The sequence below is a fragment of the Candidatus Nanosynbacter featherlites genome (assembly GCF_037013405.1).
GTDB lineage: Bacteria > Patescibacteriota > Saccharimonadia > Saccharimonadales > Saccharimonadaceae > Nanosynbacter > Nanosynbacter featherlites_B.
This window is the reverse complement of record NZ_CP146064.1, coordinates 400808-422443: the sequence shown is the minus strand read 5'-3', so window position 1 is coordinate 422443 and position 21636 is coordinate 400808. Positions and strand designations below refer to the sequence as shown.

Sequence of the window (21636 nt, the reverse complement as noted above, 5' to 3'; positions counted from 1 at the left end):
ATGCCGGTGGTCGACAATACAGTCGCTGTTAAACGATTCTTCCAGAATCAGGCGGCTACAGGACTAAACGCCATGGCAAATCACACGCTGATGGTTGCTAACCTCACCGCACCATTCAAGCGTAGGGGGTCGCTCAAGTCTCGCAATGTCGAGGTGAGGCGAATCGGTAGAGACGCTATCAGATTGACGTGGAAGCCGGTTTACTCGCAGTACCAGAACCGCGGCAAGCGTGCGAATGGCACACATGTGGTACGTAAGTACACCACGGCCGGCACTGGCAAAGGTTTCGTTGACGGGGGTGTGAGAAGCACCATGAAAGATTACAAGAGGTTTTTTAGATGAATGTAACATTGGAGATTGCAAAAGTTGTGGCTACTGCCATTGGCGGAGAGCTTGGCAAAAATGTGTTCGTCGGGCGGTTGCCGGCAAGTAAGATCCAGGACGGCATGGTAGCAGTTGCGGCTAGCGGCGGTGAATACGACGGCGGTAACTTAGGTAATACCAAGCTGACTACCGAGCTAACTATCACCGTAGTAAAAGCCGATGCGGCCGAGCTGTACGAGCTTGACAGCAAGCTGAGAACGGCATTGATGCAATTGCCATACACCGACGCGAGATTCATTCGTGTGAGTGTATTTCCGATGCAAGACAGTGCCTACGAAGCCTCTGAACTACGGATGGGGGTATGGAGTGCCCAATCTGTAACATTAGTTTTGAAAGATTAAGGCAAAAGGAGAGAAAGCAATGGCAATTGAATATTCTGGGCTGACACACGATTTGTACTTTGGTACAAAAGACGGCAAGAATTTTAAGAAAATTCTGGGCGTACACGATCTCGAACCAGACAATGACGATGACAAGGTGACGCGCGATTTTATAGACGGCACAAGCCTAAAAGTGGTCAAGAAGTTTACTTCGAGTATGAAGTTTAAAGTTACCGATATTGGTCAGGAGAACTTGAAGAATATCGTACCAGGTCATGTTTATGACAGTGGTGAGAGAATCGACAACGTAGACGGTGTTACTGTCGGCACAAGTGGTGCAGTCCAAGTTGGATTAAAAAAGGGCTCTTCGACACAAGTGCCCGGTACCTTAAAGCTGGTACCTAAATTGGCATCACAGGCGAAGCATACTATTTATATTTTAGATGCAGACGCAACATTAACTGACTGGTCACTGGAAGATGGCTTGACTGAGTACGAAGTTACTGTCAACGGTCAGTTTGTCGAGGGCGAACTGACATTTGCGTAACAGGGGTGGCACGGTACTAAAAACACCGTGTCAATACCTAAATTGATAAAAAGTAATGTAGTTTTTACAACTATGAAATGGAGGATAAGATGGCGTTTAAGTTTAATAAAACTCAAAGCCAGACTAGTGCGCCGCGTGTTGTCATGGCGCTTGAAATGAGCGACAACGGTAATGTGAGTACCTTGAAATATGTTGTTCCGCGACTGAGCCGCACAAAAGTGGTTGCAACTCAATATGATGCTAGGCGTAGCGTCAAGGGCGTGGGCGGTGCACAGCTACAGGCAATCGTTTCCAATTCGCTAAGTGGTGAGCTGCTTTCTAATCTAGAGCCAATTGATGGCGCACCAGAAGTAGATAAACTCGTCGAGTTAATCGGAGATGAAAACCTCGAAGCATTCATGACAGAGCTATTCAGACTAGCGACTGAGGATTACGCAACACTTCGTGCTGAGGGGGTCGAGGTATTGCAGTAATGGAAGACCACGAGCAGCAGTACGATCCAGAAAAGCTAGCCTTGCTGATTGAAAAACAGACCAAGGATATTTTGAAGAATCAGAAAATCACCGCTGCTGCTCTAGTTTACTACTATCAAATACCGTTTGCTGAGGCGGTAGAGATGCCATACGGAGACTCTGAATTATTAATCAAAGCAGCTCGTGTATTCAAGGCACAAGAGGCGTTACAGCAAATGGCGATAATTACCGCTGCGCTTGGTGGCAAAAAGGCCAACAAGCTAATCAGTTTATTGGAGAAGCAGGCAAAATGGTAGGGTTATTTGGCAGATTCAAGGTATTTTTCCAGATGAGACTCAAACTCGTCAATATTTTCAATGTCGGAGATGACAAGCGAACCACCAATGATTTTTTCGCCAATCGTCGTAATCCCGATGGTATTGCCATTTCGCACAAAGCCCTCTATCGTTCGATAATTGATTGTACGAGTGAGCCTACCATTTCTGAACTTGATGGCGGTATCTGTCAGCTCAAAAGAAACGTTGCGGTATTTTCTATAGGCGAGCCAAGCGGTTACACCAAATGTAATCATGTGCAGCCAAAACCAAAAAACCAGCTTCTTTATAAGCCATTCTTTAGACAGATGATGTTGTTTATTCATTTAAGAGTTCCTTTCGTCTTATACCACAATCATAGCATAGACAGGGTAATAACGTCATGAACCAAGGTGAGATTATTATCACATATCGTGTTGATTCGAGTGGTGCAATCACCGCTATGAGCAATGTCCAAAAAAAGATGCACGAGAGCGAGAGAAATCTCAACTCGACTCAATCAAAATATGGCAAGTTTTTTGACGGGCTAAATCGGGGCTTTGGTGGCGTTGCTAATACGATAAAAAAATTTGGTATCGTCGCTGCCGGGGTTATCGGTGGCGGTACATTTGGTGCAAAACAGTTTATCGACCTCGCCAGTGGCTTGCAAACAACACAAGCGCAGATGGCGTCGCTCACTGGGTCAACCGAGGCGGCCAACAAGGTTTTTGGTCAACTGTACAATCAGGTACTTGGTAAGCCAATCGCTTTTCCCGATGCTTCAAAAGCAGCCTCTACGTTACTAGGCTATGGACGCACGGCACAGCAGGTCATACCAGACATGGATACCCTAGGTAGGCTGTCTATCGTTTCTGGTGCAAATTTGCAGAATTTAGCACTGGTTTTTGGACAGGTTACGAGCCGTGGTGCGTTATTTGGACAAGATGCTCTACAGCTGATCAACAATAATATCCCGCTAACTACAATCTTGGCCAAGAAATTTGGTATTTCTATGGAGGAAGCTGCCGGTAGAATCAATGGCGGCAAGGTGAGCGCCGAGGAGTTCACGGCGGCTATGGCGGAGTATGCACAAAGTCTTGATATTAGCAAGTTCTCAAACACGTTTCAGAACAGAATGATTAGCTTGCAGGGCTCGATTCGGTCACTCGGACTAGAGATTATTGGTGTACGGGTGGATTCTGAAAAGGGGCTGATAGTTGACCAAAATGGACTATTTGCCAGGTTTAGTGACGGCGTCACAAAGCTCACCGCCTTTCTGAAAGAAAACAAGCAAACGATTGTTGGTTTTGCCAATTTCATCATAGACAATGCTGTGCCAGCCATTGCAGCGCTAGGCTCGGCGTTTGTAGCAATGAAAGTTGGTCAGTTTGCGACAACGATAGCAAAAAGTGCCATCGGTTTGCGAGGTTTCATCGGTGCTTTAAAGAATGGGCAGTCGACCATGGCGGCATTCAATGCGGTAGCCGGGCTAAATCCATTTACAATCATAGCCGTGGCAATTGCCGCAGTCGTCGGTGCACTGGTATTTTTGCAGGTAAAGTTCAATATCTTTGGCCAAGCGTGGAACGCTATCACGGCAGTATGGGGCGCAGCAGTTGGCTGGTTCAGCGGAGTGTTCGGAGCTATTGGTCAGGTTGTTAGCGGGTTTGTTAGTGGTGTAGTCGGCTTTTTTAGTAGTATTTGGATAGGTATCACAACCGTATTTAATAACGTTGTAGCTTTCTTGCAGCAATGGGGGCTTACAATTTTGGCGGTGATATTTGCGCCAGTGGCGCTGATCATCGGGCTGTTCTTTACGTTTAAGGATCAAATATTTGCCGTCTTCCAAGCCGTCTGGGATTTCATCGTAGCGACGTTCACCCCGGTGGTGCAGTTCTTCGGCGGAATATTTACTGGAGCCTGGAATCTTATTGCGGGCGTATGGGGAGCGGCTGTCGGATGGTTCGGCAGCATATGGGGCGGTATAGTCGGCGTGTTTAGCGTCGTAGCCGGTTGGTTCGGTGGCGTATTCAGAGGGGCTTGGAACGCTATAGTTAGTGTATTTGGAGGATTAGCGGGCTGGTTCAGAGGTATCTGGAACGGTGTGGTTGGTATTTTTGGTAGCGTAGGTGTGTCTATAGGCAATGCTATCGGCGGGGCGTTCAGAGGTGCCATAAATGGTGTGCTAGGCTTTGTTTCTGGAATGATTAACGGATTTATCAACTCGATAAACTGGGCGACAGGTATTATCAACGCTATTCCTGGCGTCCATATTCCAAAAATACCGAACCTCAATATTCCGCAACTTGCAGAGGGCGGCATCGCTACAAAAGCAACCCTAGCCATGATTGGTGAGGGTAGTGAGCCGGAGGCCGTTATCCCACTGAGTAAGCTGAGTCAGTTCTTGAAGAACTCTATGAACGAGAGAGGTACTGGCACATCATCTAGCGGCAATACACCTCAAATCAACCAAACCGTCAACCTCACCAACGGCATCGACGTTGACCAGTATAACCGCAGCTTGGTGCAGCAGATGAGGAGGGGCTAGATATGAGAACCTATGACGTGCAAATTACCAACATGCGCACTAACGAGAGTGTATTTCTGGCGGGCAGCAAACAGGGGCTATCCCACCTAACACCGCCACTGAAGGGCTTTGGTGACCCCGATGTTCGCAACAGCCAATATGTGTTTTCTGGTGCCGATGGCGGTAGTGTAGATGAGCAGTTTTACGGCGTGCGACAAATACCATTGAGCTTTTTCGTGTTGGTGGAGCATGACGGAAAATTGGCCGAAATGCACGCCGAGATGGCAAAAATCGCTAGAACCATCAAGATCCGTGACAAGTTGCGGGTGCAGCTATTCACGCCAACTGGACGCGTTTATCAGACTATTACCAAGCTGACACAGCCTCTTGATCCAAAGATTGAGTGGCCGCTCATTGCCGACTATGACATCGAGCTAGTAGCGGGCGATCCGCGAATGTACGACTACACTGACGGTGCAGCACAGAGAGTTACGCTCGAGCGACCGCGTGACGGTGGTTTATTGTGGAGCCCTACGGGATTGCTTTGGGAGCGTGACGGCTTGCACTGGGTGGCCGGCGGAGGAGTGAACCACGCCATCAACGACGGCAATACGTACGTCTGGCCAACAATCACAATTACTGGCAAAGTCACCAATCCGACCGTGTCCAACCAGACAACTGGCGAAATATTGGCACTAAATATCAGCACGACAGACAGCGACACAATCGTATTTGATACATACAACCGAGAAGTGACGCTAAATGGGGTAGGTATCGATAACAACCTCACCAGCAGCCAATACTGGCGTTTAGTGCCAGGGCTAAATGAGCTGATTTTCAATACCTCGAACAGTGCTGATACTGGCACAGCTATCGTCGAGTGGTACAACGGCTACACGGGAGTTGCGTAATGGATGAATACGTACCACCACGCTACACTATCGAGCTATGGCATCGTGGCAAAACAAAGGTAGCCGACATCACCAGACTTTGCCAAGACCTCGACTGGAGCATGACGCGAAACGGCGTAGAGTCGCTAGACTTTAACATGTCAATGCCAGACTGGGAGGAGAAGTGTCGGCGGATTAGCGAAGACCCAAACACGATTCTAAAGCCGTGGGTGAGCGACATCAAAATCAAGCGTAATGGCGAGTATCTGTTTGGCTCGGTAGCGGTGGAAGCGAACCGCAACCTGAATACCGACAATGCACGAGTGTTGGTGCAGTGCGACGGCTACTTGAATCTGATTGACGCGCGATACTTGAACGGCCGCTGGAAAGGTATTGAAACTACGGACATTGCCTGGGGCGTCATTCAGGAGGCGCAGAATCGCCCGAACGGCGACGTCGGCATCACTAGAGGTAGCAGGCAGTACCGCACCGGCATACAACGCGACAGAATGGACGACTGGGAGGATATCAACGCCAAAGATGCGCTGGTGTCGCTAACGAACTTGCAGGACGGCAAATTTGACTTCCGTTTCACCTACGACCGCAAGTTCGAGACGTTTCAGACACTGGGCAACGAACGGCCAGATGTAGTGGTACATTATCCTGATGACGGCTTGGGTATCGGTGCGATTCGTATGGAGCTGCCGCAATCTGGGGCAAACCTGTACAACAACATCATAGGCAAGGCCTCTGGTATGGGTGAGGAGACAATCCGCTATAGTGCTGAGGATGTATTGAGCCAGCAGGAGTTTATCCTGCGCGAAAAAGTGCAGCTATACAATAGCATCAAGAACCTATCGACGTTGGCGGGGCATTGCGAGGCTGATGTTGCCGTGATGAGTCGCCTGGTCGACCTGCCGCGCGTCACAGTGCGCGGGACGCAGTTTGACTTGAACAGCATCGGCGTGGGCGACCGTATCGTAGTTGAGCAAAATAAGTATTCATCTTGCCCACTAAGCGGCTACTATCGTATTGAACAGCTGTCAGTGAAAGTTGATGAGAACATGAGCGAGGAAATAACTCTAACGCTGGATAATTACGACTTATGAGCGGACGATTGAATCTAGTGGAGGAGCGGCGTGCCATTGGCAGATTGCGGGCGCTACTGCGTGCCTCTGAGCAAATGAAAGCGGCGCAGAGAACCAGCAACAACTCTGGCATTATTTATTACGAAACGAAAAGTGTACAGGAATACGACGCGATGATACCTGTCACATATGACCCGACTTTTCCTAGTGGAAGAATAATCAAAATTGAAACAACATTCACCGCACGTAAACAGCAGTGGCCATACGTGCTGTTTTTGCCACAGTTTTATATCGGCGATAACCCTGACACGCTAGCGGGCGCGCAGCCGATTACTGGCAGTATTATTGATCAGAGTTCGCCAGATATCAATAAGTTAGAGTTGCCATATCAACTGGTGTTTAGTGCCAGCGCCACTATCGACAGTCCACGACCAGGGCAAACAAAATACGTCTACGCCAAGTGTATTTTTCTGGGGACAGATAAGGGGTCGTTCGGCATGAAAGCGAGCCTGCTATGAATCGGCTGAGTATGTTGCCTGAAAACCAGCTGACAGACATTCTAACGTCACTTGATCGCAACATCCGCGACCTCAAGACTAGCCAGGTGATGGCATCAAACGGGCTGGTGTTTTACGAGAGTGCCAGCAACGACGAGTGGGATTTCAATCAGGTTGCTAACGTGGTTGGCGGACAGCAGCAAGCCTCTGGCGTGCCATTTATCATTACGGCGACGGCAAGAAAGGACAAGACGTTCTTGTTGGCTGATCTGATTATTGACAAGATACTGATAAACAGTGCAGCACCGACGCGTATTGACATAATACCGATATCAAGCGACGCGCGGCATGTTCGCAGATGGTTTGCATACGCGTACGTGCGAAAGGGACTGAGTAGCGTGCTGGCGCAGATGAAGTGTGCCGTGGTGGCAAATACTAGTGTCGATTTGACAATCGAAAGTAGGATGTTATGAGGATTCAAGAGATAGACGGCGAGACGATGGCGCGAATCATTACGCGGTGCGAGCGTGAAATTACCGAGATGAAAGCAGCACAGCGTGTTGGTGCTGACGGCGTGCAGGTATTTCGTATCAAGTTAGAAGCGGCGATCGACAAGCGTGACGCAATGTTTCTGAGGCGGTTCAAAATCGTATTTACGCCGAAAGCTAGTACGTATCAGTCGGGTATGGTTTTTAAGCTGATGGTTGGCAGGCGCAGCAGCCATGGTTCAAGACTAGAGGATGTTACTCGCTATTTCCAACGCCGGCGAAGCAATGGCGGTGTACAGACGTGGCTAAATATATCAGATTTTTTAGTCGACCTCGGCAGCAACACGTTCAAAATCTACGCGTTCGCTACGTCTGACGGTGAGCTGAGGGTTGAATATGTCTAATCTGTAATGTGGTAAGTGAGAATGAACGATAAACGAGACAAGGAATCGATGAATCAAACACCCAAAACGGTGCGGGAATTGGGCATCATGATGACTGCGCGCGACGACGTACTGAATGAGCGGCTGAGCTCAATAAACGATAATGTGTCGCGGCTGGCGGAGTCGGTCAAACAGCTAGCTGAATCGAAAGCCGATGCCGAGGAGCTTAAAGCCCTGATAGCCCGCGTGGAACTGATGCAAGGCAATTATCTGTCCAAGAGCGAAGCCAAGATTGGTGCTGGCGTAATGACAGCGGTAATTACCGTGATTGGCTTTATGGTCGATTTGATTGTGAGAGTCGTGAATAAACCGTAATGATTAATTTAATAGGAGGTCAAATGAAAGGCATCGACATATCAAGCTGGCAGGCTGGCTTGGACGCCGGTAAAATCCCGGCAGATTTCGTAATAGTAAAAGCAACCGAGGGAACTGACTACGTCAACCCAAATTGCGACGAGCATTATCAGCAGGCGGCCGCAGCCGGCAAAAAGCTCGGTGTTTATCACTTTGCGAGAAATGGCAGCAATGGCGCAATCGCTGAAGCTGACTTTTTCGTCGACAATATCCAGGGATACATTAAGCACGCTATGCTTATTCTCGACTGGGAAGACGGCGGAAATGTTGGCGACGTAGCGTGGGCAAAGCGCTGGCTCGACCGTGTACAGGAACGCACAGGAGTGAAGCCGCTCATCTACATGTCAGAGAGCGTGGTAAACAGCCACGATTGGAGCAGCGTCGCTGGCGCTGACTATGGACTTTGGGTGGCGAAGTATCGCGACATGGCCGTCGACTTCAACTACGACATGAGCCAGGCCGGCACGCCGCCAAGCGTCAAATACTGGGACGGCTACGCAATGTGGCAGTGGACATCAAGCGGCCGACTTGACGGCTGGGGTGGAAACCTCGACTGTAACGAGTTTTACGGCGACGCTGAAGCGTGGGATAAGTACGCAGGCGGAGCGCCAGCACCAGCTGGACACAGCGGGCAAATTGCTAACCCACAACCAACACCAGAGCCACAGCCGACATACACAGTTCAGCCAAACGATACGCTGAGTGAGATCGCCGAAAAATATGGCGTAGATTACCACTACTTAGCAGCCATCAACGGCATTCAGAATCCAAACCTGATTTATGCAGGCCAAGTATTGCGAGTACCAGGCGGAAGCGCGCCGGCCGAACGAACCGTGACGGTTCAATGGGGCGACAACCTCAGCACTATCGCGGCTGCGCACGGCACAGACTGGCAGACGCTGGCTCGAATCAACAACCTGCCAAACCCGGATCTAATCCACCCAGGCGACGTTTTGAGGTTACCATAATGGCGCCAGATTTATCAAAAATCACCATCACGAAGTCGAGCCTGTACTTCCGCGAGTGCAAAGCTTGCGGCTGCGTGACGCTGCACGTTGGCGAGACCACGCCAGAGATGCCAGCAGGCTCGACATACAACGATTGCCTGCAATGCTTAGTGGACGCGCACAGCGTCCCAGGCTTGAGTAGATGGCACGATCCCAAAACGGGCGAGCCGCTGAAAGACCCGCGAGGTGCTGTAATCCAGCGAACAATAGACGCTAAAATTCAAAATACCGAAAACTGTCTGCTAAAGAGCGGCTCCAGCAGCAGTTTTGGATTAATGTAAGGAGAGAATAGCATGAAATCACTAGAAGCACTGAAAAATATCAACTACAAAGATGTTGTTGCTCGAGCATTGTGGACGTTTCTACAAACGTTTATCGCAACATTCTTATTAGCAGGCGTAAACCTAGTAAATTTGTTGTTTGCGGCAAGTTGGCGCGAGTTGTGGGCACTGGCACTAGCGACTACGCTATCTGCGATTGCTGCTGGACTGTCGGCCGCTAAGACGATAGTCATTGAGTTAGTGCGTCAGATGCAGCAGGCCGTTGAGTAGTTCGGTATTTCCGAACAACTGAAAACCGCCTCGATAAGCTCCGAGGCGGTTTTTGAACTAGAAAGGATTTCTTTATAGTTTAGACTGCGCCAATTGCGATCCAGCTGAAGTAATATGAACCTCTCAGCATAGCACCATCAAAGCGGCGACATCTCGCCGCAAATGATGAGTTTGTGATACTAACCGCCCCAATTGCCGCACCAGCCCAAGACGGATTTGGTGCGTCCGTCCATGGATCACTACTGTTGCCGTATCCGTTGTAGGTGCAAATAACAGTCGGTACCGTTCCACTCTTAAATATTTTCGGAAACGTAACGGTCGTCGTAGTCTCTATTGTGTCGGCTGGGGCTACTACTCTTGCTCGACCATACTGAAAAATGACAGGTTCAACTGGCTGGTTAGTGCTGTCTCGTTTCGCCTGAATGAAGTCTGACCATTTTAAGTGTCGTGGTAGGACTATACTATAATTAGAATATGTTTATTATACTCAAAAGAATCGTTATTCGCCTATATAAAGAGTACCGCTATATTTTCCACGGCAAATAATGTCAAATCGCCTAATCTGTACATTTATAATCAGGAGGATTCATATGGAAAACACTGAAAAAGTACAGAATTATAAGGGCGGCGAGATTCGTCGAACAGTTGACGGCTATTATATTTTCGTCAAAGGCGATGCACACAGCGGGCCGTACGTGAGTATTTCGGCAGCCAAAGGCACGGTCGACACCACCGAGGCTGAGGCTGAAAGCGAGCCTACTGAGCCAGAGACACCAGTAGTAGAGTCTGCTGACGAGGTTGTTGAGCCAGAAGTTGAAAATACCAATGATGATGCTGAGGTCGAGACGGTCGACACCACCGAGGCTGAGGCTGAAAGCGCTGACGAAAAATAACTATGGCGCTAGGTTTTCCTAATAGCAACGGTGGCCGCACTACTGATAGCGCACTATTCCACGCACTCGGAAATGCTTTTGTCGGCTCGTGGATTAGCGGCTTTAGAGTGCGTCAAGCCAGCCCTGTCGGCATGAATGTGCTGATCGGCGGGGAGAATGGTATACCTGACGATCTACTGGTGCGTGACGCTATGTCGGCAACGTTTCCAGTGAGCAACTTGAGTACGCAGCCAGTTCAAGCGAGTGTCACCACGGCAAACAGCGCCAATCCGCGAATTGACGCGGTGGTGATTTACATCGACACAAACGTGGCTGCGTCGCAAGCCGTCGCTAACAACGAGAATCGCACAAAGGCCGTTGTCGTTCCAGGCACGCCAGCGACTAACCCAAGCGCACCAACGCCATCGCAGATCAAGGCGAAGATTGGTGCGTCTAATCCATATGAAGTCATCGCTGAGATACGCGTAAACGCTGGCACGACGACAATTCTCGACTCTGTCATCACTGATAGGCGTAATCCAGCCACGTTGGCTGATGGACGGATTAACAGGGCTGAAATGTTCAAAAACGGCGTGATTGGCTCTGACGCACTTGGCAATGATATAGTCCTACCACGACATCTCAGCTCATCAGCTCTGTTAGCATTCAGTGCTGACGGTGTCAGCCAGAGCGTTACTGGCAATATCTTAGTGCAAACTGGCTGGGTGCAATTCTGGGGAAATAGCACGAAAAGACAGCCAGTGCCTGTTGTTTTTCCAAAGCAATTCAAGCAGGTGTTTTCAATGTCACCGACCTTAATTGGCTACAAGACAGGCGGCAAAGCTACCAGTATCAGCGAATTTAATCAGGTGATCGGCAGTGGACTGAATATTGAGTCTGGCGTTGTTACGAACACCGGTACGACACTCAACGCTTCAACAACTGGCATATTTGGTGGGGCTTGGCATGGGATTTCATGGGTGGCAATTGGAATTGTTTAGGCTTTTTTCACATATTGTATGGTGACAAATGAGGTCTTATATCCAGACTGATCAGCGTAGGTTTGAATGTTGACATTATTATTGTCGACATAAACCGTCACCGTGTAAGCTTGTTGATCAGCAGCGTGAGGTAAGTTGATAGTTGCGCCAATACTGTCTTCTTTCGCAATACCACGAATATTGATAACCATATCTAGTTTTTCAATGCCATGCGGTTTCGTTGTTTTACCAGCAACTTTTAGGCCACCCATCGCAAATGTCTTCTGGTAAATTGTGCGGCCGTCAATCCATTTCATGCCGGTGTCGACTTCTGACGTGCTGCGGTCGCCACGAGCTGCTGGCGACAAGTGTCGTGGTAGGACTATACTGTGTAATATTGCGAGTTTTCCACAGGTTTAACGGGGGTGATGAAAAATGTCGAAAAATCTCTGACTTTTTTGGTAAAACGTGTTGACATACGGCAACACGTTTGCTATACTAAAGACATGGTTGAGGGGCAACCAAGCAACAATTAACAATTCGGCGGCAAAAGAAAGTAGGTATAAAAATGTTCAAATCAACCTTTCAGTTTTTCAGAATTAAAATCACTGTAAAATTGGAGATTGTAAATAAACGAAAAATCAAAACTAGAAAATAAAACCTAGAAAACACAAACACTAAAAAATAAACAGCCCCTCAACCGCCGCCGCCAAGAAAGGATAAGAAAATGGCAACATTTACAGGGTGGTACTACACGGGCGACCAACCAACACAAGAATTCACTTTTGAAGCAGATAAGAGCTTGAGGGGTGATATAGAAGAACTTGAGACGGTTATGAAGAGAGAGATGCGTAAACGATTCAGCAGAAGTACAGCGGAGAACGCTACAATCGAGAACATCAGCATCGAATTGGATGAAGAGGCTATGCTAGAGAATATCATTGAGACGGTGAAGGAGCTAGATAGATATGAGGATTATGAAGCGGTAGTAGATAACGGTACTATATTCTTTTACAATGACGACGACGAGCTGGCAGAGGTGTTTAATGCTGGAGAGGCGCTCAGAAACGCAGTAGAGCAGATTGAATCGAGTGGTAACGATGAAGCTGAAATTCGCTACGACGGATTGAAATATTTTACCGTCAGTGCTATTTATTAAATATTAACAGAGCCCTGCCCGAGGCATCGTATCGGGCAGAAAGGTATAGTGTGAAAACTAAACATATACACATAAAAGTTTCAGAGAGCGATCACGAGATGATCGTCAAGCGTGCCGCCGAGTTGAATATGACAGTTAGCGAATATATACGACGGCTGGTCGTTACTGACGTTGCTGTTGCGGAATCTAATAAATAGTGATAAACTGCAAACGCATGGTTTGAACATCCATGTACCTATTCCGCCCTCTGAAAATGGGGGCGTTTTTGTTGACAAGATGAAGCAGATTTGCTACAATCGACGGTGAACGTACAGGATTTTCAGCCCGCCCAGATGTAAATCAGGGCGGGCTGTCTGTATCTGGCCTCAAAAAATTGTTATCAATTTTAGAGGCTATTTTTGTTTGTCAAGAGCAAAATGGCATTTTGAGGGTAAAATGGGGAACATAACCATAGACGAGCGACGAGTTCAGAAAATGCAGCAGCGATTAGGCAAGGCGACAAAGCTAATCACCGATGATAATTACCTGCCGATGTTTAGAAATCGACAGATCAATTATGCGAGAGAGTTCGATTATTCGATTAAATTGGCGAAACGAAAACGTAATCCACGCAAGTACTTCGCATTTATTTGGTCAAGTAAGAATCTGGCGAAGACGGTGGATTGGCTGCGCAAACTGATCGCACAGGCGAAGGCCAGGGCAGCAGAGGAACGCCACAAGCAGAAAATGCAAGAGCAGGCAGCCTTACCGATCAACATTGATGGATTAGATAAGCTGGCGCAGATGAAGCACAGCTACAACCTGATAACGTAGCAATCACTGCTGACATTTTGACGCCGCTCGCGTAGCGGCTTGTTTGCGTTTGCCTGTATACAAATATTATGCAATAATCCTAGATATATGCGAGTATTTGGGAGTTTTGCGTAATGAAAGCGGCCGTCTGGCCGTATTTTTTATTCAAGTTAGTGCAAATCCGCCCGCCACCGCCCATTTTTGATAACAGAATTATCAGAAAATTAAATGTGAGGGTTCTATATACAATTGAGCTTTTAAGGTTCGTTATAAGCAATTCTATATAGAACTGGTTTTTTAAGTGGAGTTAAAATCATGACGAAAAATACAATTATGCCAATCGAGCGAGCTTTTGACGAATATCTGGAGTACTGCGAGTTTACGCGCCGGATGAGCCGCCAAACATTGAGTGCTAAACGCTGGGTGATGATGGATTTTCGGGCCAACGTGCCGGCCAAAACACTAGGAGAGATCACAACACAGCAGGTGAACGATTGGATAGCCGCTCAGGCACGACGCGGGCTAAACAGTCGGACTATCAATACGCGAATTTGCCATGTGGTGGCAATGTTCAGATATTTCAGAGATATGGGCGTGGAGATGCCTGAATTAAAGATTCGCCACATTGTTAAGCAAAAAGAGACCGAGCCGATTCGCCGCGTTTTCTACACGAGAGAGCAAATCGAGCAGGTGTTGGGATATTGCAATCAGATACAGTGGCTACTGATTAAATTATCGTTTGACTGCGGCTTACGTATCACTGAGCTGCGGAATCTGCGACTATTGAATATCACCGACAGAATGATCGTATTCACTGGCAAGGGCGGCAGACGGCGGGAGGTACATATGAGCCGAGAAGCTCGCGAAAGATTGACACAGTGGGTCGTTAGTCGGCGTATTGATGACTATTTGTGGCAGAAGTCGAGCGGCACACTGCTTAGTGTAGAGGAGCTGCGGCATTTAATGCGGCAGCCGTTTTATCTGGCGGGATTTCGCAATTTTCACCCACACTCGCTGCGGCATTCGTTCGCTACAGACATTCAACGCAATGGGGCGACGCTCATGGAATCGCAAGAGATGCTCGGCCATTCAAACGCGGTAATTACGCAGCGATATTTGCATGGATTGGACGGACAGATGGCGGCATGCTTTGAAAGATTGAAATTTAGCGCAACATCATAATAACAGAGGTAATGGTGCGGACTTTTCCACAGTTTTCGCACCATTTTGCCCATTTTTATAACGCAAGCGTATTGACAGAACGCTTGCGTTTTGCTATACTGAAGACAGTTCAGATGAGCGGCAACCACCGCCATCAATGGCCTTTAACATCACTGGAAAAACAAGATTCATGGTTGAGCGGTTTGCTCTATCATGTAATATTTTTCAGTGATTTATATATATCAATTATTCGCGTACTTGTCAACAAACATGTTTACAAACAGTCTATAATACCCTATAATTAACCTATGATTTCATTCACATTCCATCATCCGCATGTGTTGCCGAGGTAGAGCTCTGATTTTTTGATTGTCCGCGCCGAGTTCTGCCTCGGCGTTTTTGATTGATATATAGAAGAAATAATGACATAATGGAACTAACATGAGCAGTTTATCAACACAAAGTTACAAAGGTTCGCGAGACTATTTCCCAGAGGAAAAACGTCTGCAAAATTATATTTTTAACGTTTGGCGCAAAACCGTCGAAAGTTTTGGCTATGAAGAATACGGCGCTCCGTTGCTGGAGCCCATGGACATCTATCTGGCAAAGTCAGGTCAAGAATTGGCAGGTGAGCAAACCTACGCGTTTGAAGACCGTGGCGGTCGGCAGGTGACCATTCGTCCAGAGATGACGCCGTCAATTTCCCGCATGGTGGCAGCCAGACGACACGAATTTGCGGTGCCAGCACGTTTGTATTCGATCGCAAATTTCATGCGCTACGAACGCCCACAACGCGGGCGAGAGCGTGAGTTTTGGCAGCTAAACGCCGACCTGTTTGGTGTGGACGGTCCCATGGCTGATGCCGAAATCATCGAGATGAGTTATCGCTCAGTGCTGAACTTTGGCGCGCGCCCCGACATGTTTACAGTGCGAGTAAATAACCGCCAACTGGTCAATCAACTCCTTGGTCAATTTTTGGGGCTGGATGTCATCGGCGCAAATATGATGACAAAGCTGCTCGATAAGAAAAATAAGATTCCGCCGGAGACCTTCAAGCAGCAAGCCATTGAAATTTTTGGTGCTGAGGGCTCGCGTGAAGGGCTGCCGAAACTAGCTCAGATGATTAGCATGAAGAGCGTCGATGATTTACCAGCTGAGCTGAGCGATAGTCCAAGTGTTCAGCAGATACGCACCGTCATGAACCTGCTGCGACAAAAAGGCGTGACCAATGCGGTATTTGACGTGACATTGATGAGAGGCCTGGACTACTATACTGGCACGGTTTTTGAGTTCTTTGACAATGCGCCAGAAAACAATCGTGCTATGTTTGGCGGTGGTCGGTACGACGGGCTTGTCGGATTGTTTGGTGTTGAACCGATGGCGACGGTTGGTGTCGGTATGGGTGCAACGACCATGCAGGTATTTTTGGAAGTCCACGGGTTGTTACCGGAGCTAGCCACGCACACTGATGTGTACATCATCCCAGTTAGTCCAGAAGTCATGAGCGGCGCCGATGCGCTTGCCAGGAAGTTACGCTCTGAAGGGGTGTTTGCTGAGCTCGACATCACGGGTCGCAAGATCGACAAACAACTGAAAGCTGCTCTGAAAAAGCGAGTGCCGTTTGCCGTGTTTGTGGGTCCAGAAGAGTTAGAATCAGAAACCTACACCGTGAAAAACTTAGTCGAATCAACTGAACAAAAAGTCAATTTCACCCGCATGATTAGCGTGGTGACTGATCACCGATACGATGGTGATGAGGACGCCTTATTTGAGGCTTAGCCCTATATCTGTTATAATCAACAGATATGAAGACGACTGTAAAGAAACTATCAGATACTAAAGTAGAATTGACCATCTCACTGGGTAGCGAAGAGCTGTCAGCTGCCGAGCAAGTAGCGCTTACTAAAATGGCGGCTGATGTGAAGGTGCCGGGCTTCCGCAAAGGCAAGGTCCCCGTTAGTGTTGCCGCAAAACATGTCAACCCAGCGGCGCTGCAGGAGCAGACCTTGGACAATGCTCTGAGCAAAGCAGTAGCCGAGGCCTTCATGGCAGAAAAGATCCAGGCTCTGGACCGTCCAGCGGTTGATGTGAAGAAATTTGTGCCAGGTCAGGAACTGGAATTCACTGCAGAAGTAGAGATCATCCCACCGGTCAAATTGGGTAACTACAAAAAACTGAAGGCTAAACGGCAAGCCGTCAAAGTTGAGGACAAAGAAGTAGAGGAAATCATCACTCGGATGCGTGAAAACTTTACTGAGAAAACAGAAGTTAAGCGTGCTGCCAAAGAAGGTGATGAAGCGGTCATCGACTTTACTGGCAAAAAAGATGATGTGCCATTTGATGGTGGTGCAGCGAAAGACTTTGCGCTAAAGTTAGGCTCTGGTCAATTTATCCCTGGTTTTGAAGAGGGGGTGGTTGGTCACAAAGCTGGCGAAACCTTTGATTTGAAATTGACGTTCCCGAAAGACTATCACGCCAAGGAGTTGGCTGGTGCTGACGTCGTCTTTACGGTGACCTTGCACAAAGTCAATGAATTGTCACTGCCTGAAGTGAACGATGAATTTGCTGCCAAATGCGGTCCATTCACCTCAGTAGACGAATTCAAAGCTGACATTAAACGCGAAATCACCAATCAGAAAGAGCGTGAAGCTGACGAAAAATTGAAAGATGATTTGGTGGGAGAATTGGCGGAAGCTTCTAAGGCGGCATTGCCTGAGCTGTTGATTGACGATCAAGTCCGGTCAATTGAGCAAGATTTGATGCAGAACTTGATGTACCGTGGATTGACACTTGACAGCTACCTACAGACACAAAAGTTTAAGGACAAGGATGATTGGCGAGCCAAAGAAGCCCGTCCTGCTGCCGAAAAGCGTGTCAAGGCTGGTTTGGTGCTGGCAGAGTTGTCCAAAGAGCTGGGCGTAGAAGTTTCTCACGAAGAACTATCCACGCAAATTGAGGCCATGAAGCAACAGTATGGCAAAGATCCAAAGATAGCTGAACGCTTCAACGATCCAAATGTCCACCGTGACATTGCAAACCGCATGATCACCGACAAAACGGTCGAAAAACTGATAGAACTGAACAAATAGTCCTTCAGGGTAGCTCGGGCGACACTTATACCGCTTCTGCTGGTATTGACAAAAATGCCTTTATGGTGTAAAATAGTAATCAGTTATGTGTGAACGTCACGAAGGTTATACTTCAACCATTTTCCAGTGCGGTTCAGAGCCAGAGCAAAAACCGTTACTAGAGCGGGTTACGATGTCTCGCCGTCGTTTTTTGGGACTTTCTGCGGCGGTTGGTGCCGGTGCTGGATTAGTAGGAAGCGTAGGATACCAGCTTGGGGCTCAATATGGAGGGAAACTTTCTCAACCCAAGTCGCACAAGTCGCAGGAGGCTGCTAGTTCATTACCGCCATATGGTATCGCTTTTGGTTCGGTGATTTTGCAGCCAAAGGGTCACAATAACCACAGAGGTACTAGTGATATCGTAACAGAGGTTCAGCAGCAAACAGGATGGACAACTGACACAACTGCTGGAGCTTATACATTTACGAAAACACCTCATTGGATAGATGAGACCCCTCCTGATCTTCCTAATGGGGTTTTTCTGACGGATTGATAGAAAAAATTGCTCGGTCGCACTATGAAAAGTACAGAAAGATGTTGGGTAATCAGGCCATTATTGCCGTGATGGTCAATGGTGGCGATACAGAGGGAAAAAATTATGGCGGCCGAGCATTCCAGAAGCCTGACAACGCAGATGGGTCATATTTCCCGTGGTTTACTGCTAATTACAACCGTGCTCCTAGTAGTATTATTGCGCATGAAGTAGGTCATTTACTGGGTCCAGAGTTGGGCAAAGGACTGGGGCATCAATTGTTGATGCCAAACCAACTCCAAGGCGAGGATGGAGAGCTACGCATAGCGTGTGCGTTTGATACCATACAAAACCTTCTGCAAGCTGGTTTTGATCTGGAAAAAGTGCCGGGAGACCCTTCTCAAGTACAGCAGTATGCCTCGCCGTTTAGTGTTATGGGGCGACCAGATCTATTCGAAAAGAGCGCTGGTATTATTTCCAACACTTCCAATCTTTCTAAGAATTCCAGACTGCTATTTTCGCCGCCGGAGCTGAAACACCTTGATCCACGCCGTAAAGTTAATGACTTTGAAGGTCATTCAGAGACAGTACGGTACTCATTGTCTCAAGAATTTGATGAGCGACTAGGGGTAGTCATGCCATTACCGGCTGATCATGTATTGAAAAAGATTTTGCCAGATATAGAAAATATTTTCTTTGGACCAATTTGCGGACCACTGTTCGACGAACAAGGAAACAAAATCGAGCATCCTATCCAGAAGATTGGTGTATTTGCCACCTGGAAAGACAACCGTGGTACGGCATTGCTTGAAACGAGCCCATTTAACCTAATTGATTATACTTCTCAAACGGAATCAGTGAATTATGCGGATTCGCAATTGGGTAAATCGGGTGTTTTGGTGACCTCCGGATACAACCTTCGCGACGGTGTCTATATTAATGTTCGAGACCTCAATAGCTCAGAATCGCAGGAGATTCTTCGGGCTGAACGTGAACGGGTAGCCGAGCGCAACCAAATTATTATGAATAATTAGTATTTTATATATTTGCTAATCATTTCCGTAGCTTCCAAGAGCTAATGAGTATTTGGTATACTAGTTGTAGTTAAAGGGAGTAGGAAATATGAGGCAGTATCTAGACGCGTTACAGCAGGTTCGCGACAGCGGCGTAAAAAAAGGCGACCGCACTGGCACGGGAACGACGGAAGTGTTTGGTGTGCAGACGCGGTATGATTTGGCGGATGGTTTTCCGGCGATGACTACTAAGAAATTATATTTCAACAGCGTGGTACATGAGCTGCTGTGGTTTCTCAAAGGCACTGGCAACATTGAATATCTGGCGCAAAACGGCGTGCACATCTGGGACGAGTGGCCGTACAAGAATTATTTGGAGAAAACCGGCCAAAGCATTCCGGAAATCAATGGCGAGGAGTGGCGCACTGGCATGAAAACATTTATCGGTAAAATCGCGACTGATCACGCCTTTGCTGAGGAGTGGGGTGATTTGGGACCAGTGTACGGCGTGCAGTGGCGCAAATGGCCGGACGGTAAGGGCGGGACGATTGACCAGATCCAAAACGCCATCGACATGATAAATAATAATCCAACGTCGCGACGCAACATCGTCAGCGCCTGGAATGTGGCGGAAATTGACGAAATCGTGCGTTCGGGCGGGCTGCCGCCGTGCCATACTATGTTTCAGTTTAATGTTCGGCCAGATGAGAATGGCGAGAAACTAGATCTGGCATTGACGCAGCGCTCGGCAGATATATTCCTAGGTGTGCCGTTTAACATTGCTAGTTACGCATTATTACTTTCGATGATCGCCCAAGTAACTGGCAAGCAGCCAGGTGAGTTTATTCATACCTTGAATAGCGCGCATATTTACAATAATCACCGTGCGCAGGTCGACGAGCAATTGTCGCGCCGTCCGCTGCCGCTGCCAAAGCTGTGGCTGAACCCTGACGTTAAGAGTATTGATGATTTCACTATTGACGATATTCGCCTGGAAAATTACGAGCACCATCCACCGATCAAGGCGCCAATCGCGGTGTAAATTGCCGTTATTGTGCGGCTTTTCGCCGATAGATCACAAAGTCAAGAGCGTAGACATTAGCTTCATCTGCTGGGCGGTGGACACGGTCAGTCTCTTCCCAGACGGTCATGTCTAGCTCTGGGAAAAAGGTGTCGGCGTCTGGGGACGTAGCGTCGACTTCGGTGGCGTAAATAGTGTCAATCTCTGGCACGCCCAGTGCATCGCCGTATACCTGTGCACCACCGATGATAAAGGTTGGGTAGCGTGACAACGCTAGGGCGCTTGACAAGTTTACCGCCGTAAGGACGCCTTTGACGCCCGTCGGTCGTGAGGAGATAACGATGTTTTCGCGCTCTGGCAGCGGGCGAGAGCCGATTGACTCAAAGGTTTTCCGACCCATGATGATATCGCCACCCCTGGTTAGCCGCTTGAAATGTGCCAAATCTGCTGGCAAGCTCCGTCCCCATGGTAAATCACCACCTCGCCCGATGGCGCGGTTGGTATCATACGCAACGATGATAGCTTTCTGCATATTCTCAGTGTACCATGAGGTGCTGGCTATATGCTATAATATGGTTCATGAATAAAGTAAATAGCTACCTGGTACCAACTGTTATTGAAAAATCTTCTGATGGCGAACGAGCGTTTGATATTTATTCACGTCTCTTGAACGAGCGAATAATTTTTCTGGGTGAGGAAGTAAATGAGCACACCGCCAACATTGTGGTGGCGCAGCTGCTGCACTTGGCTCAGGTTGACCCAGAGGCTGACGTCTCGCTGTACATCAATAGCCCTGGTGGTAGCGTGTATGACGGTTTAGCGATTTACGACACCATGAATTTCATCAAGCCTGACGTCGCGACCTACGGCATCGGTTTGCAAGCTAGTATGGGCGCATTCTTGCTCTCAAGCGGTGCCAAGGGCAAGCGATTTTGCTTGCCGCACGCCAAAGTGATGATCCATCAGCCATCGTCAGGTACGCGTGGTAAGGTGACTGACATGGAAATTGACCTGAAAGAGACGCTGGAGATGAAGGAAATGCTGGCAAAAATCATGGCCAAAAACACTGGTCAAAAGCTCGCCAAAATCAAAGCTGATATGGAGCGCGACTACTGGATGAAGCCAGAAGAAGCCGTAGCCTATGGCCTGATCGACGCGGTGGTCAAGAAAGCGTAA

General features: G+C 48.1%; 30 protein-coding genes. 27 read left to right on the top strand and 3 right to left on the bottom strand.

The genetic code is table 11. The features are described 5' to 3' along the window. The 5 genes from V4210_RS02290 (at nt 1) to V4210_RS02270 (ending at nt 2020) form a co-directional block, all read left to right on the top strand. Nucleotides 1-342 (top strand): hypothetical protein, encoded by a 342-nt coding sequence (locus V4210_RS02290; RefSeq protein ID WP_338520440.1) that lies wholly within the window; start codon nt 1-3, stop codon nt 340-342. Beyond that, the gene (locus V4210_RS02285; protein ID WP_338520439.1) at nt 339-725 is read left to right on the top strand and encodes a hypothetical protein; all 387 of its coding nucleotides are present in this window, start codon (nt 339-341) and stop codon (nt 723-725) included. Before V4210_RS02290 ends, V4210_RS02285 begins: the two co-directional genes overlap by 4 nt. A gap of 19 nt (nt 726-744) precedes the next feature. Next, complete coding sequence (locus V4210_RS02280) at nt 745-1251, top strand: hypothetical protein (RefSeq protein WP_338520438.1); 507 nt, start codon at nt 745-747, stop codon at nt 1249-1251. A gap of 89 nt (nt 1252-1340) precedes the next feature. After that, nucleotides 1341-1724 (top strand): hypothetical protein, encoded by a 384-nt coding sequence (locus V4210_RS02275; protein WP_338520437.1) that lies wholly within the window; start codon nt 1341-1343, stop codon nt 1722-1724. After that, nucleotides 1724-2020, top strand: coding sequence for a hypothetical protein (locus V4210_RS02270; RefSeq protein ID WP_338520436.1), 297 nt, complete (start codon nt 1724-1726; stop codon nt 2018-2020). The genes V4210_RS02275 and V4210_RS02270 overlap by 1 nt, the downstream gene beginning before the upstream one ends. 2 nt (nt 2021-2022) lie before the next feature. On the opposite strand, the gene V4210_RS02265 is transcribed toward V4210_RS02270, so the two are convergent. Next, nucleotides 2023-2364, bottom strand: a complete 342-nt coding sequence (locus tag V4210_RS02265) for a hypothetical protein (RefSeq protein ID WP_338520435.1) — start codon at nt 2362-2364, stop codon at nt 2023-2025. 56 nt (nt 2365-2420) lie between these two features. Between V4210_RS02265 and V4210_RS02260 the strand changes: the two genes are divergently transcribed. The 12 genes from V4210_RS02260 to V4210_RS02205 all read left to right on the top strand — a co-directional run bounded on the left by V4210_RS02260 (nt 2421) and on the right by V4210_RS02205 (nt 11735). Next, complete coding sequence (locus V4210_RS02260) at nt 2421-4565, top strand: tape measure protein (RefSeq protein ID WP_338520433.1); 2145 nt, start codon at nt 2421-2423, stop codon at nt 4563-4565. Nucleotides 4566-4567: 2 nt separating this feature from the next. After that, nucleotides 4568-5455 (top strand): phage distal tail protein, encoded by an 888-nt coding sequence (locus V4210_RS02255; protein ID WP_338520432.1) that lies wholly within the window; start codon nt 4568-4570, stop codon nt 5453-5455. Further along, nucleotides 5455-6543 carry a hypothetical protein gene (locus tag V4210_RS02250; protein ID WP_338520431.1) on the top strand — a complete coding sequence of 363 codons (1089 nt, stop codon included), beginning with the start codon at nt 5455-5457 and terminating at the stop codon, nt 6541-6543. The genes V4210_RS02255 and V4210_RS02250 overlap by 1 nt, the downstream gene beginning before the upstream one ends. Next, nucleotides 6540-7040, top strand: coding sequence for a hypothetical protein (locus V4210_RS02245; RefSeq protein WP_338520430.1), 501 nt, complete (start codon nt 6540-6542; stop codon nt 7038-7040). The genes V4210_RS02250 and V4210_RS02245 overlap by 4 nt, the downstream gene beginning before the upstream one ends. Beyond that, a complete protein-coding gene (locus V4210_RS02240; RefSeq protein WP_338520429.1) occupies nt 7037-7492 on the top strand; it encodes a hypothetical protein in 456 nt (151 codons plus the stop codon). The genes V4210_RS02245 and V4210_RS02240 overlap by 4 nt, the downstream gene beginning before the upstream one ends. Next, nucleotides 7489-7911, top strand: a complete 423-nt coding sequence (locus V4210_RS02235) for a hypothetical protein (protein WP_338520428.1) — start codon at nt 7489-7491, stop codon at nt 7909-7911. Before V4210_RS02240 ends, V4210_RS02235 begins: the two co-directional genes overlap by 4 nt. 21 nt (nt 7912-7932) lie before the next feature. After that, nucleotides 7933-8265 (top strand): hypothetical protein, encoded by a 333-nt coding sequence (locus tag V4210_RS02230; protein ID WP_338520427.1) that lies wholly within the window; start codon nt 7933-7935, stop codon nt 8263-8265. A 23-nt stretch (nt 8266-8288) separates the two neighbouring features. Further along, nucleotides 8289-9272, top strand: a complete 984-nt coding sequence (locus tag V4210_RS02225) for a GH25 family lysozyme (RefSeq protein WP_338520426.1) — start codon at nt 8289-8291, stop codon at nt 9270-9272. Beyond that, complete coding sequence (locus V4210_RS02220; RefSeq protein ID WP_338520425.1) at nt 9272-9592, top strand: hypothetical protein; 321 nt, start codon at nt 9272-9274, stop codon at nt 9590-9592. Before V4210_RS02225 ends, V4210_RS02220 begins: the two co-directional genes overlap by 1 nt. Nucleotides 9593-9604: 12 nt before the next feature. Further along, nucleotides 9605-9862, top strand: coding sequence for a hypothetical protein (locus V4210_RS02215; protein WP_338520424.1), 258 nt, complete (start codon nt 9605-9607; stop codon nt 9860-9862). Between the two features lie 590 nt (nt 9863-10452). Further along, the gene (locus V4210_RS02210) at nt 10453-10755 is read left to right on the top strand and encodes a hypothetical protein (RefSeq protein ID WP_338520423.1); all 303 of its coding nucleotides are present in this window, start codon (nt 10453-10455) and stop codon (nt 10753-10755) included. 2 nt (nt 10756-10757) lie between these two features. Continuing rightward, nucleotides 10758-11735, top strand: coding sequence for a hypothetical protein (locus tag V4210_RS02205; RefSeq protein ID WP_338520422.1), 978 nt, complete (start codon nt 10758-10760; stop codon nt 11733-11735). Here the strand turns inward: V4210_RS02205 and V4210_RS02200 are convergent. Beyond that, entirely contained in the window at nt 11732-12082 is a 351-nt protein-coding gene (locus V4210_RS02200) for a hypothetical protein (RefSeq protein ID WP_338520421.1), read from the bottom strand. The two genes, V4210_RS02205 and V4210_RS02200, sit on opposite strands and share 4 nt — an antisense overlap. A 359-nt stretch (nt 12083-12441) precedes the next feature. Between V4210_RS02200 and V4210_RS02195 the strand changes: the two genes are divergently transcribed. The 9 genes from V4210_RS02195 to V4210_RS02160 all read left to right on the top strand — a co-directional run bounded on the left by V4210_RS02195 (nt 12442) and on the right by V4210_RS02160 (nt 20481). Continuing rightward, nucleotides 12442-12873 (top strand): hypothetical protein, encoded by a 432-nt coding sequence (locus tag V4210_RS02195; protein ID WP_338520419.1) that lies wholly within the window; start codon nt 12442-12444, stop codon nt 12871-12873. A gap of 98 nt (nt 12874-12971) precedes the next feature. Further along, nucleotides 12972-13070 carry a hypothetical protein gene (locus tag V4210_RS04350; protein ID WP_411912128.1) on the top strand — a complete coding sequence of 33 codons (99 nt, stop codon included), beginning with the start codon at nt 12972-12974 and terminating at the stop codon, nt 13068-13070. Nucleotides 13071-13308: 238 nt separating this feature from the next. Continuing rightward, on the top strand, nt 13309-13686 hold the full coding sequence (locus V4210_RS02190; protein WP_338520418.1) for a hypothetical protein: 378 nt from the start codon (nt 13309-13311) through the stop codon (nt 13684-13686). Nucleotides 13687-13980: 294 nt separating this feature from the next. Then, nucleotides 13981-14847, top strand: a complete 867-nt coding sequence (locus V4210_RS02185) for a tyrosine-type recombinase/integrase (RefSeq protein ID WP_338520417.1) — start codon at nt 13981-13983, stop codon at nt 14845-14847. Between the two features lie 420 nt (nt 14848-15267). Next, nucleotides 15268-16605 (top strand): histidine--tRNA ligase, encoded by a 1338-nt coding sequence (hisS, locus tag V4210_RS02180; RefSeq protein WP_338520416.1) that lies wholly within the window; start codon nt 15268-15270, stop codon nt 16603-16605. A gap of 26 nt (nt 16606-16631) precedes the next feature. Further along, nucleotides 16632-17915 carry a trigger factor gene (tig, locus tag V4210_RS02175; RefSeq protein ID WP_338520415.1) on the top strand — a complete coding sequence of 428 codons (1284 nt, stop codon included), beginning with the start codon at nt 16632-16634 and terminating at the stop codon, nt 17913-17915. 85 nt (nt 17916-18000) lie between these two features. Then, nucleotides 18001-18447 carry a twin-arginine translocation signal domain-containing protein gene (locus V4210_RS02170; protein ID WP_338520414.1) on the top strand — a complete coding sequence of 149 codons (447 nt, stop codon included), beginning with the start codon at nt 18001-18003 and terminating at the stop codon, nt 18445-18447. A 41-nt stretch (nt 18448-18488) separates the two neighbouring features. Further along, nucleotides 18489-19460 carry a hypothetical protein gene (locus tag V4210_RS02165; RefSeq protein ID WP_338520413.1) on the top strand — a complete coding sequence of 324 codons (972 nt, stop codon included), beginning with the start codon at nt 18489-18491 and terminating at the stop codon, nt 19458-19460. Nucleotides 19461-19548: 88 nt separating this feature from the next. Then, nucleotides 19549-20481, top strand: a complete 933-nt coding sequence (locus V4210_RS02160) for a thymidylate synthase (protein WP_338521236.1) — start codon at nt 19549-19551, stop codon at nt 20479-20481. Nucleotides 20482-20488: 7 nt separating this feature from the next. Here the strand turns inward: V4210_RS02160 and V4210_RS02155 are convergent, their stop codons facing one another. Next, the gene (locus V4210_RS02155; protein ID WP_338521235.1) at nt 20489-20992 is read right to left on the bottom strand and encodes a dihydrofolate reductase; all 504 of its coding nucleotides are present in this window, start codon (nt 20990-20992) and stop codon (nt 20489-20491) included. Nucleotides 20993-21039: 47 nt separating this feature from the next. Between V4210_RS02155 and V4210_RS02150 the strand changes: the two genes are divergently transcribed. After that, complete coding sequence (locus V4210_RS02150; RefSeq protein ID WP_338521234.1) at nt 21040-21636, top strand: ATP-dependent Clp protease proteolytic subunit; 597 nt, start codon at nt 21040-21042, stop codon at nt 21634-21636.

Coding starts and splice junctions, on each gene's coding strand:
- V4210_RS02215 (WP_338520424.1), top strand. CDS start 9,605: ATGAAATCACTAGAAGCACTGAAAAATATCAACTACAAAGATGTTGTT.
- V4210_RS02270 (WP_338520436.1), top strand. CDS start 1,724: ATGGAAGACCACGAGCAGCAGTACGATCCAGAAAAGCTAGCCTTGCTG.
- V4210_RS02260 (WP_338520433.1), top strand. CDS start 2,421: ATGAACCAAGGTGAGATTATTATCACATATCGTGTTGATTCGAGTGGT.
- V4210_RS02290 (WP_338520440.1), top strand. CDS start 1: ATGCCGGTGGTCGACAATACAGTCGCTGTTAAACGATTCTTCCAGAAT.
- V4210_RS02235 (WP_338520428.1), top strand. CDS start 7,489: ATGAGGATTCAAGAGATAGACGGCGAGACGATGGCGCGAATCATTACG.
- V4210_RS02245 (WP_338520430.1), top strand. CDS start 6,540: ATGAGCGGACGATTGAATCTAGTGGAGGAGCGGCGTGCCATTGGCAGA.
- V4210_RS02165 (WP_338520413.1), top strand. CDS start 18,489: ATGTTGGGTAATCAGGCCATTATTGCCGTGATGGTCAATGGTGGCGAT.
- V4210_RS02160 (WP_338521236.1), top strand. CDS start 19,549: ATGAGGCAGTATCTAGACGCGTTACAGCAGGTTCGCGACAGCGGCGTA.
- V4210_RS02195 (WP_338520419.1), top strand. CDS start 12,442: ATGGCAACATTTACAGGGTGGTACTACACGGGCGACCAACCAACACAA.
- V4210_RS02240 (WP_338520429.1), top strand. CDS start 7,037: ATGAATCGGCTGAGTATGTTGCCTGAAAACCAGCTGACAGACATTCTA.
- V4210_RS02265 (WP_338520435.1), bottom strand. CDS start 2,364: ATGAATAAACAACATCATCTGTCTAAAGAATGGCTTATAAAGAAGCTG.
- V4210_RS02285 (WP_338520439.1), top strand. CDS start 339: ATGAATGTAACATTGGAGATTGCAAAAGTTGTGGCTACTGCCATTGGC.
- V4210_RS02170 (WP_338520414.1), top strand. CDS start 18,001: ATGTGTGAACGTCACGAAGGTTATACTTCAACCATTTTCCAGTGCGGT.
- V4210_RS02190 (WP_338520418.1), top strand. CDS start 13,309: ATGGGGAACATAACCATAGACGAGCGACGAGTTCAGAAAATGCAGCAG.
- V4210_RS02185 (WP_338520417.1), top strand. CDS start 13,981: ATGACGAAAAATACAATTATGCCAATCGAGCGAGCTTTTGACGAATAT.
- V4210_RS02150 (WP_338521234.1), top strand. CDS start 21,040: ATGAATAAAGTAAATAGCTACCTGGTACCAACTGTTATTGAAAAATCT.
- V4210_RS02220 (WP_338520425.1), top strand. CDS start 9,272: ATGGCGCCAGATTTATCAAAAATCACCATCACGAAGTCGAGCCTGTAC.
- V4210_RS02250 (WP_338520431.1), top strand. CDS start 5,455: ATGGATGAATACGTACCACCACGCTACACTATCGAGCTATGGCATCGT.
- V4210_RS02205 (WP_338520422.1), top strand. CDS start 10,758: ATGGCGCTAGGTTTTCCTAATAGCAACGGTGGCCGCACTACTGATAGC.
- V4210_RS02280 (WP_338520438.1), top strand. CDS start 745: ATGGCAATTGAATATTCTGGGCTGACACACGATTTGTACTTTGGTACA.
- V4210_RS02255 (WP_338520432.1), top strand. CDS start 4,568: ATGAGAACCTATGACGTGCAAATTACCAACATGCGCACTAACGAGAGT.
- V4210_RS04350 (WP_411912128.1), top strand. CDS start 12,972: ATGATCGTCAAGCGTGCCGCCGAGTTGAATATGACAGTTAGCGAATAT.
- V4210_RS02275 (WP_338520437.1), top strand. CDS start 1,341: ATGGCGTTTAAGTTTAATAAAACTCAAAGCCAGACTAGTGCGCCGCGT.
- hisS (WP_338520416.1), top strand. CDS start 15,268: ATGAGCAGTTTATCAACACAAAGTTACAAAGGTTCGCGAGACTATTTC.
- V4210_RS02210 (WP_338520423.1), top strand. CDS start 10,453: ATGGAAAACACTGAAAAAGTACAGAATTATAAGGGCGGCGAGATTCGT.
- V4210_RS02225 (WP_338520426.1), top strand. CDS start 8,289: ATGAAAGGCATCGACATATCAAGCTGGCAGGCTGGCTTGGACGCCGGT.
- V4210_RS02155 (WP_338521235.1), bottom strand. CDS start 20,992: ATGCAGAAAGCTATCATCGTTGCGTATGATACCAACCGCGCCATCGGG.
- V4210_RS02230 (WP_338520427.1), top strand. CDS start 7,933: ATGAACGATAAACGAGACAAGGAATCGATGAATCAAACACCCAAAACG.
- tig (WP_338520415.1), top strand. CDS start 16,632: ATGAAGACGACTGTAAAGAAACTATCAGATACTAAAGTAGAATTGACC.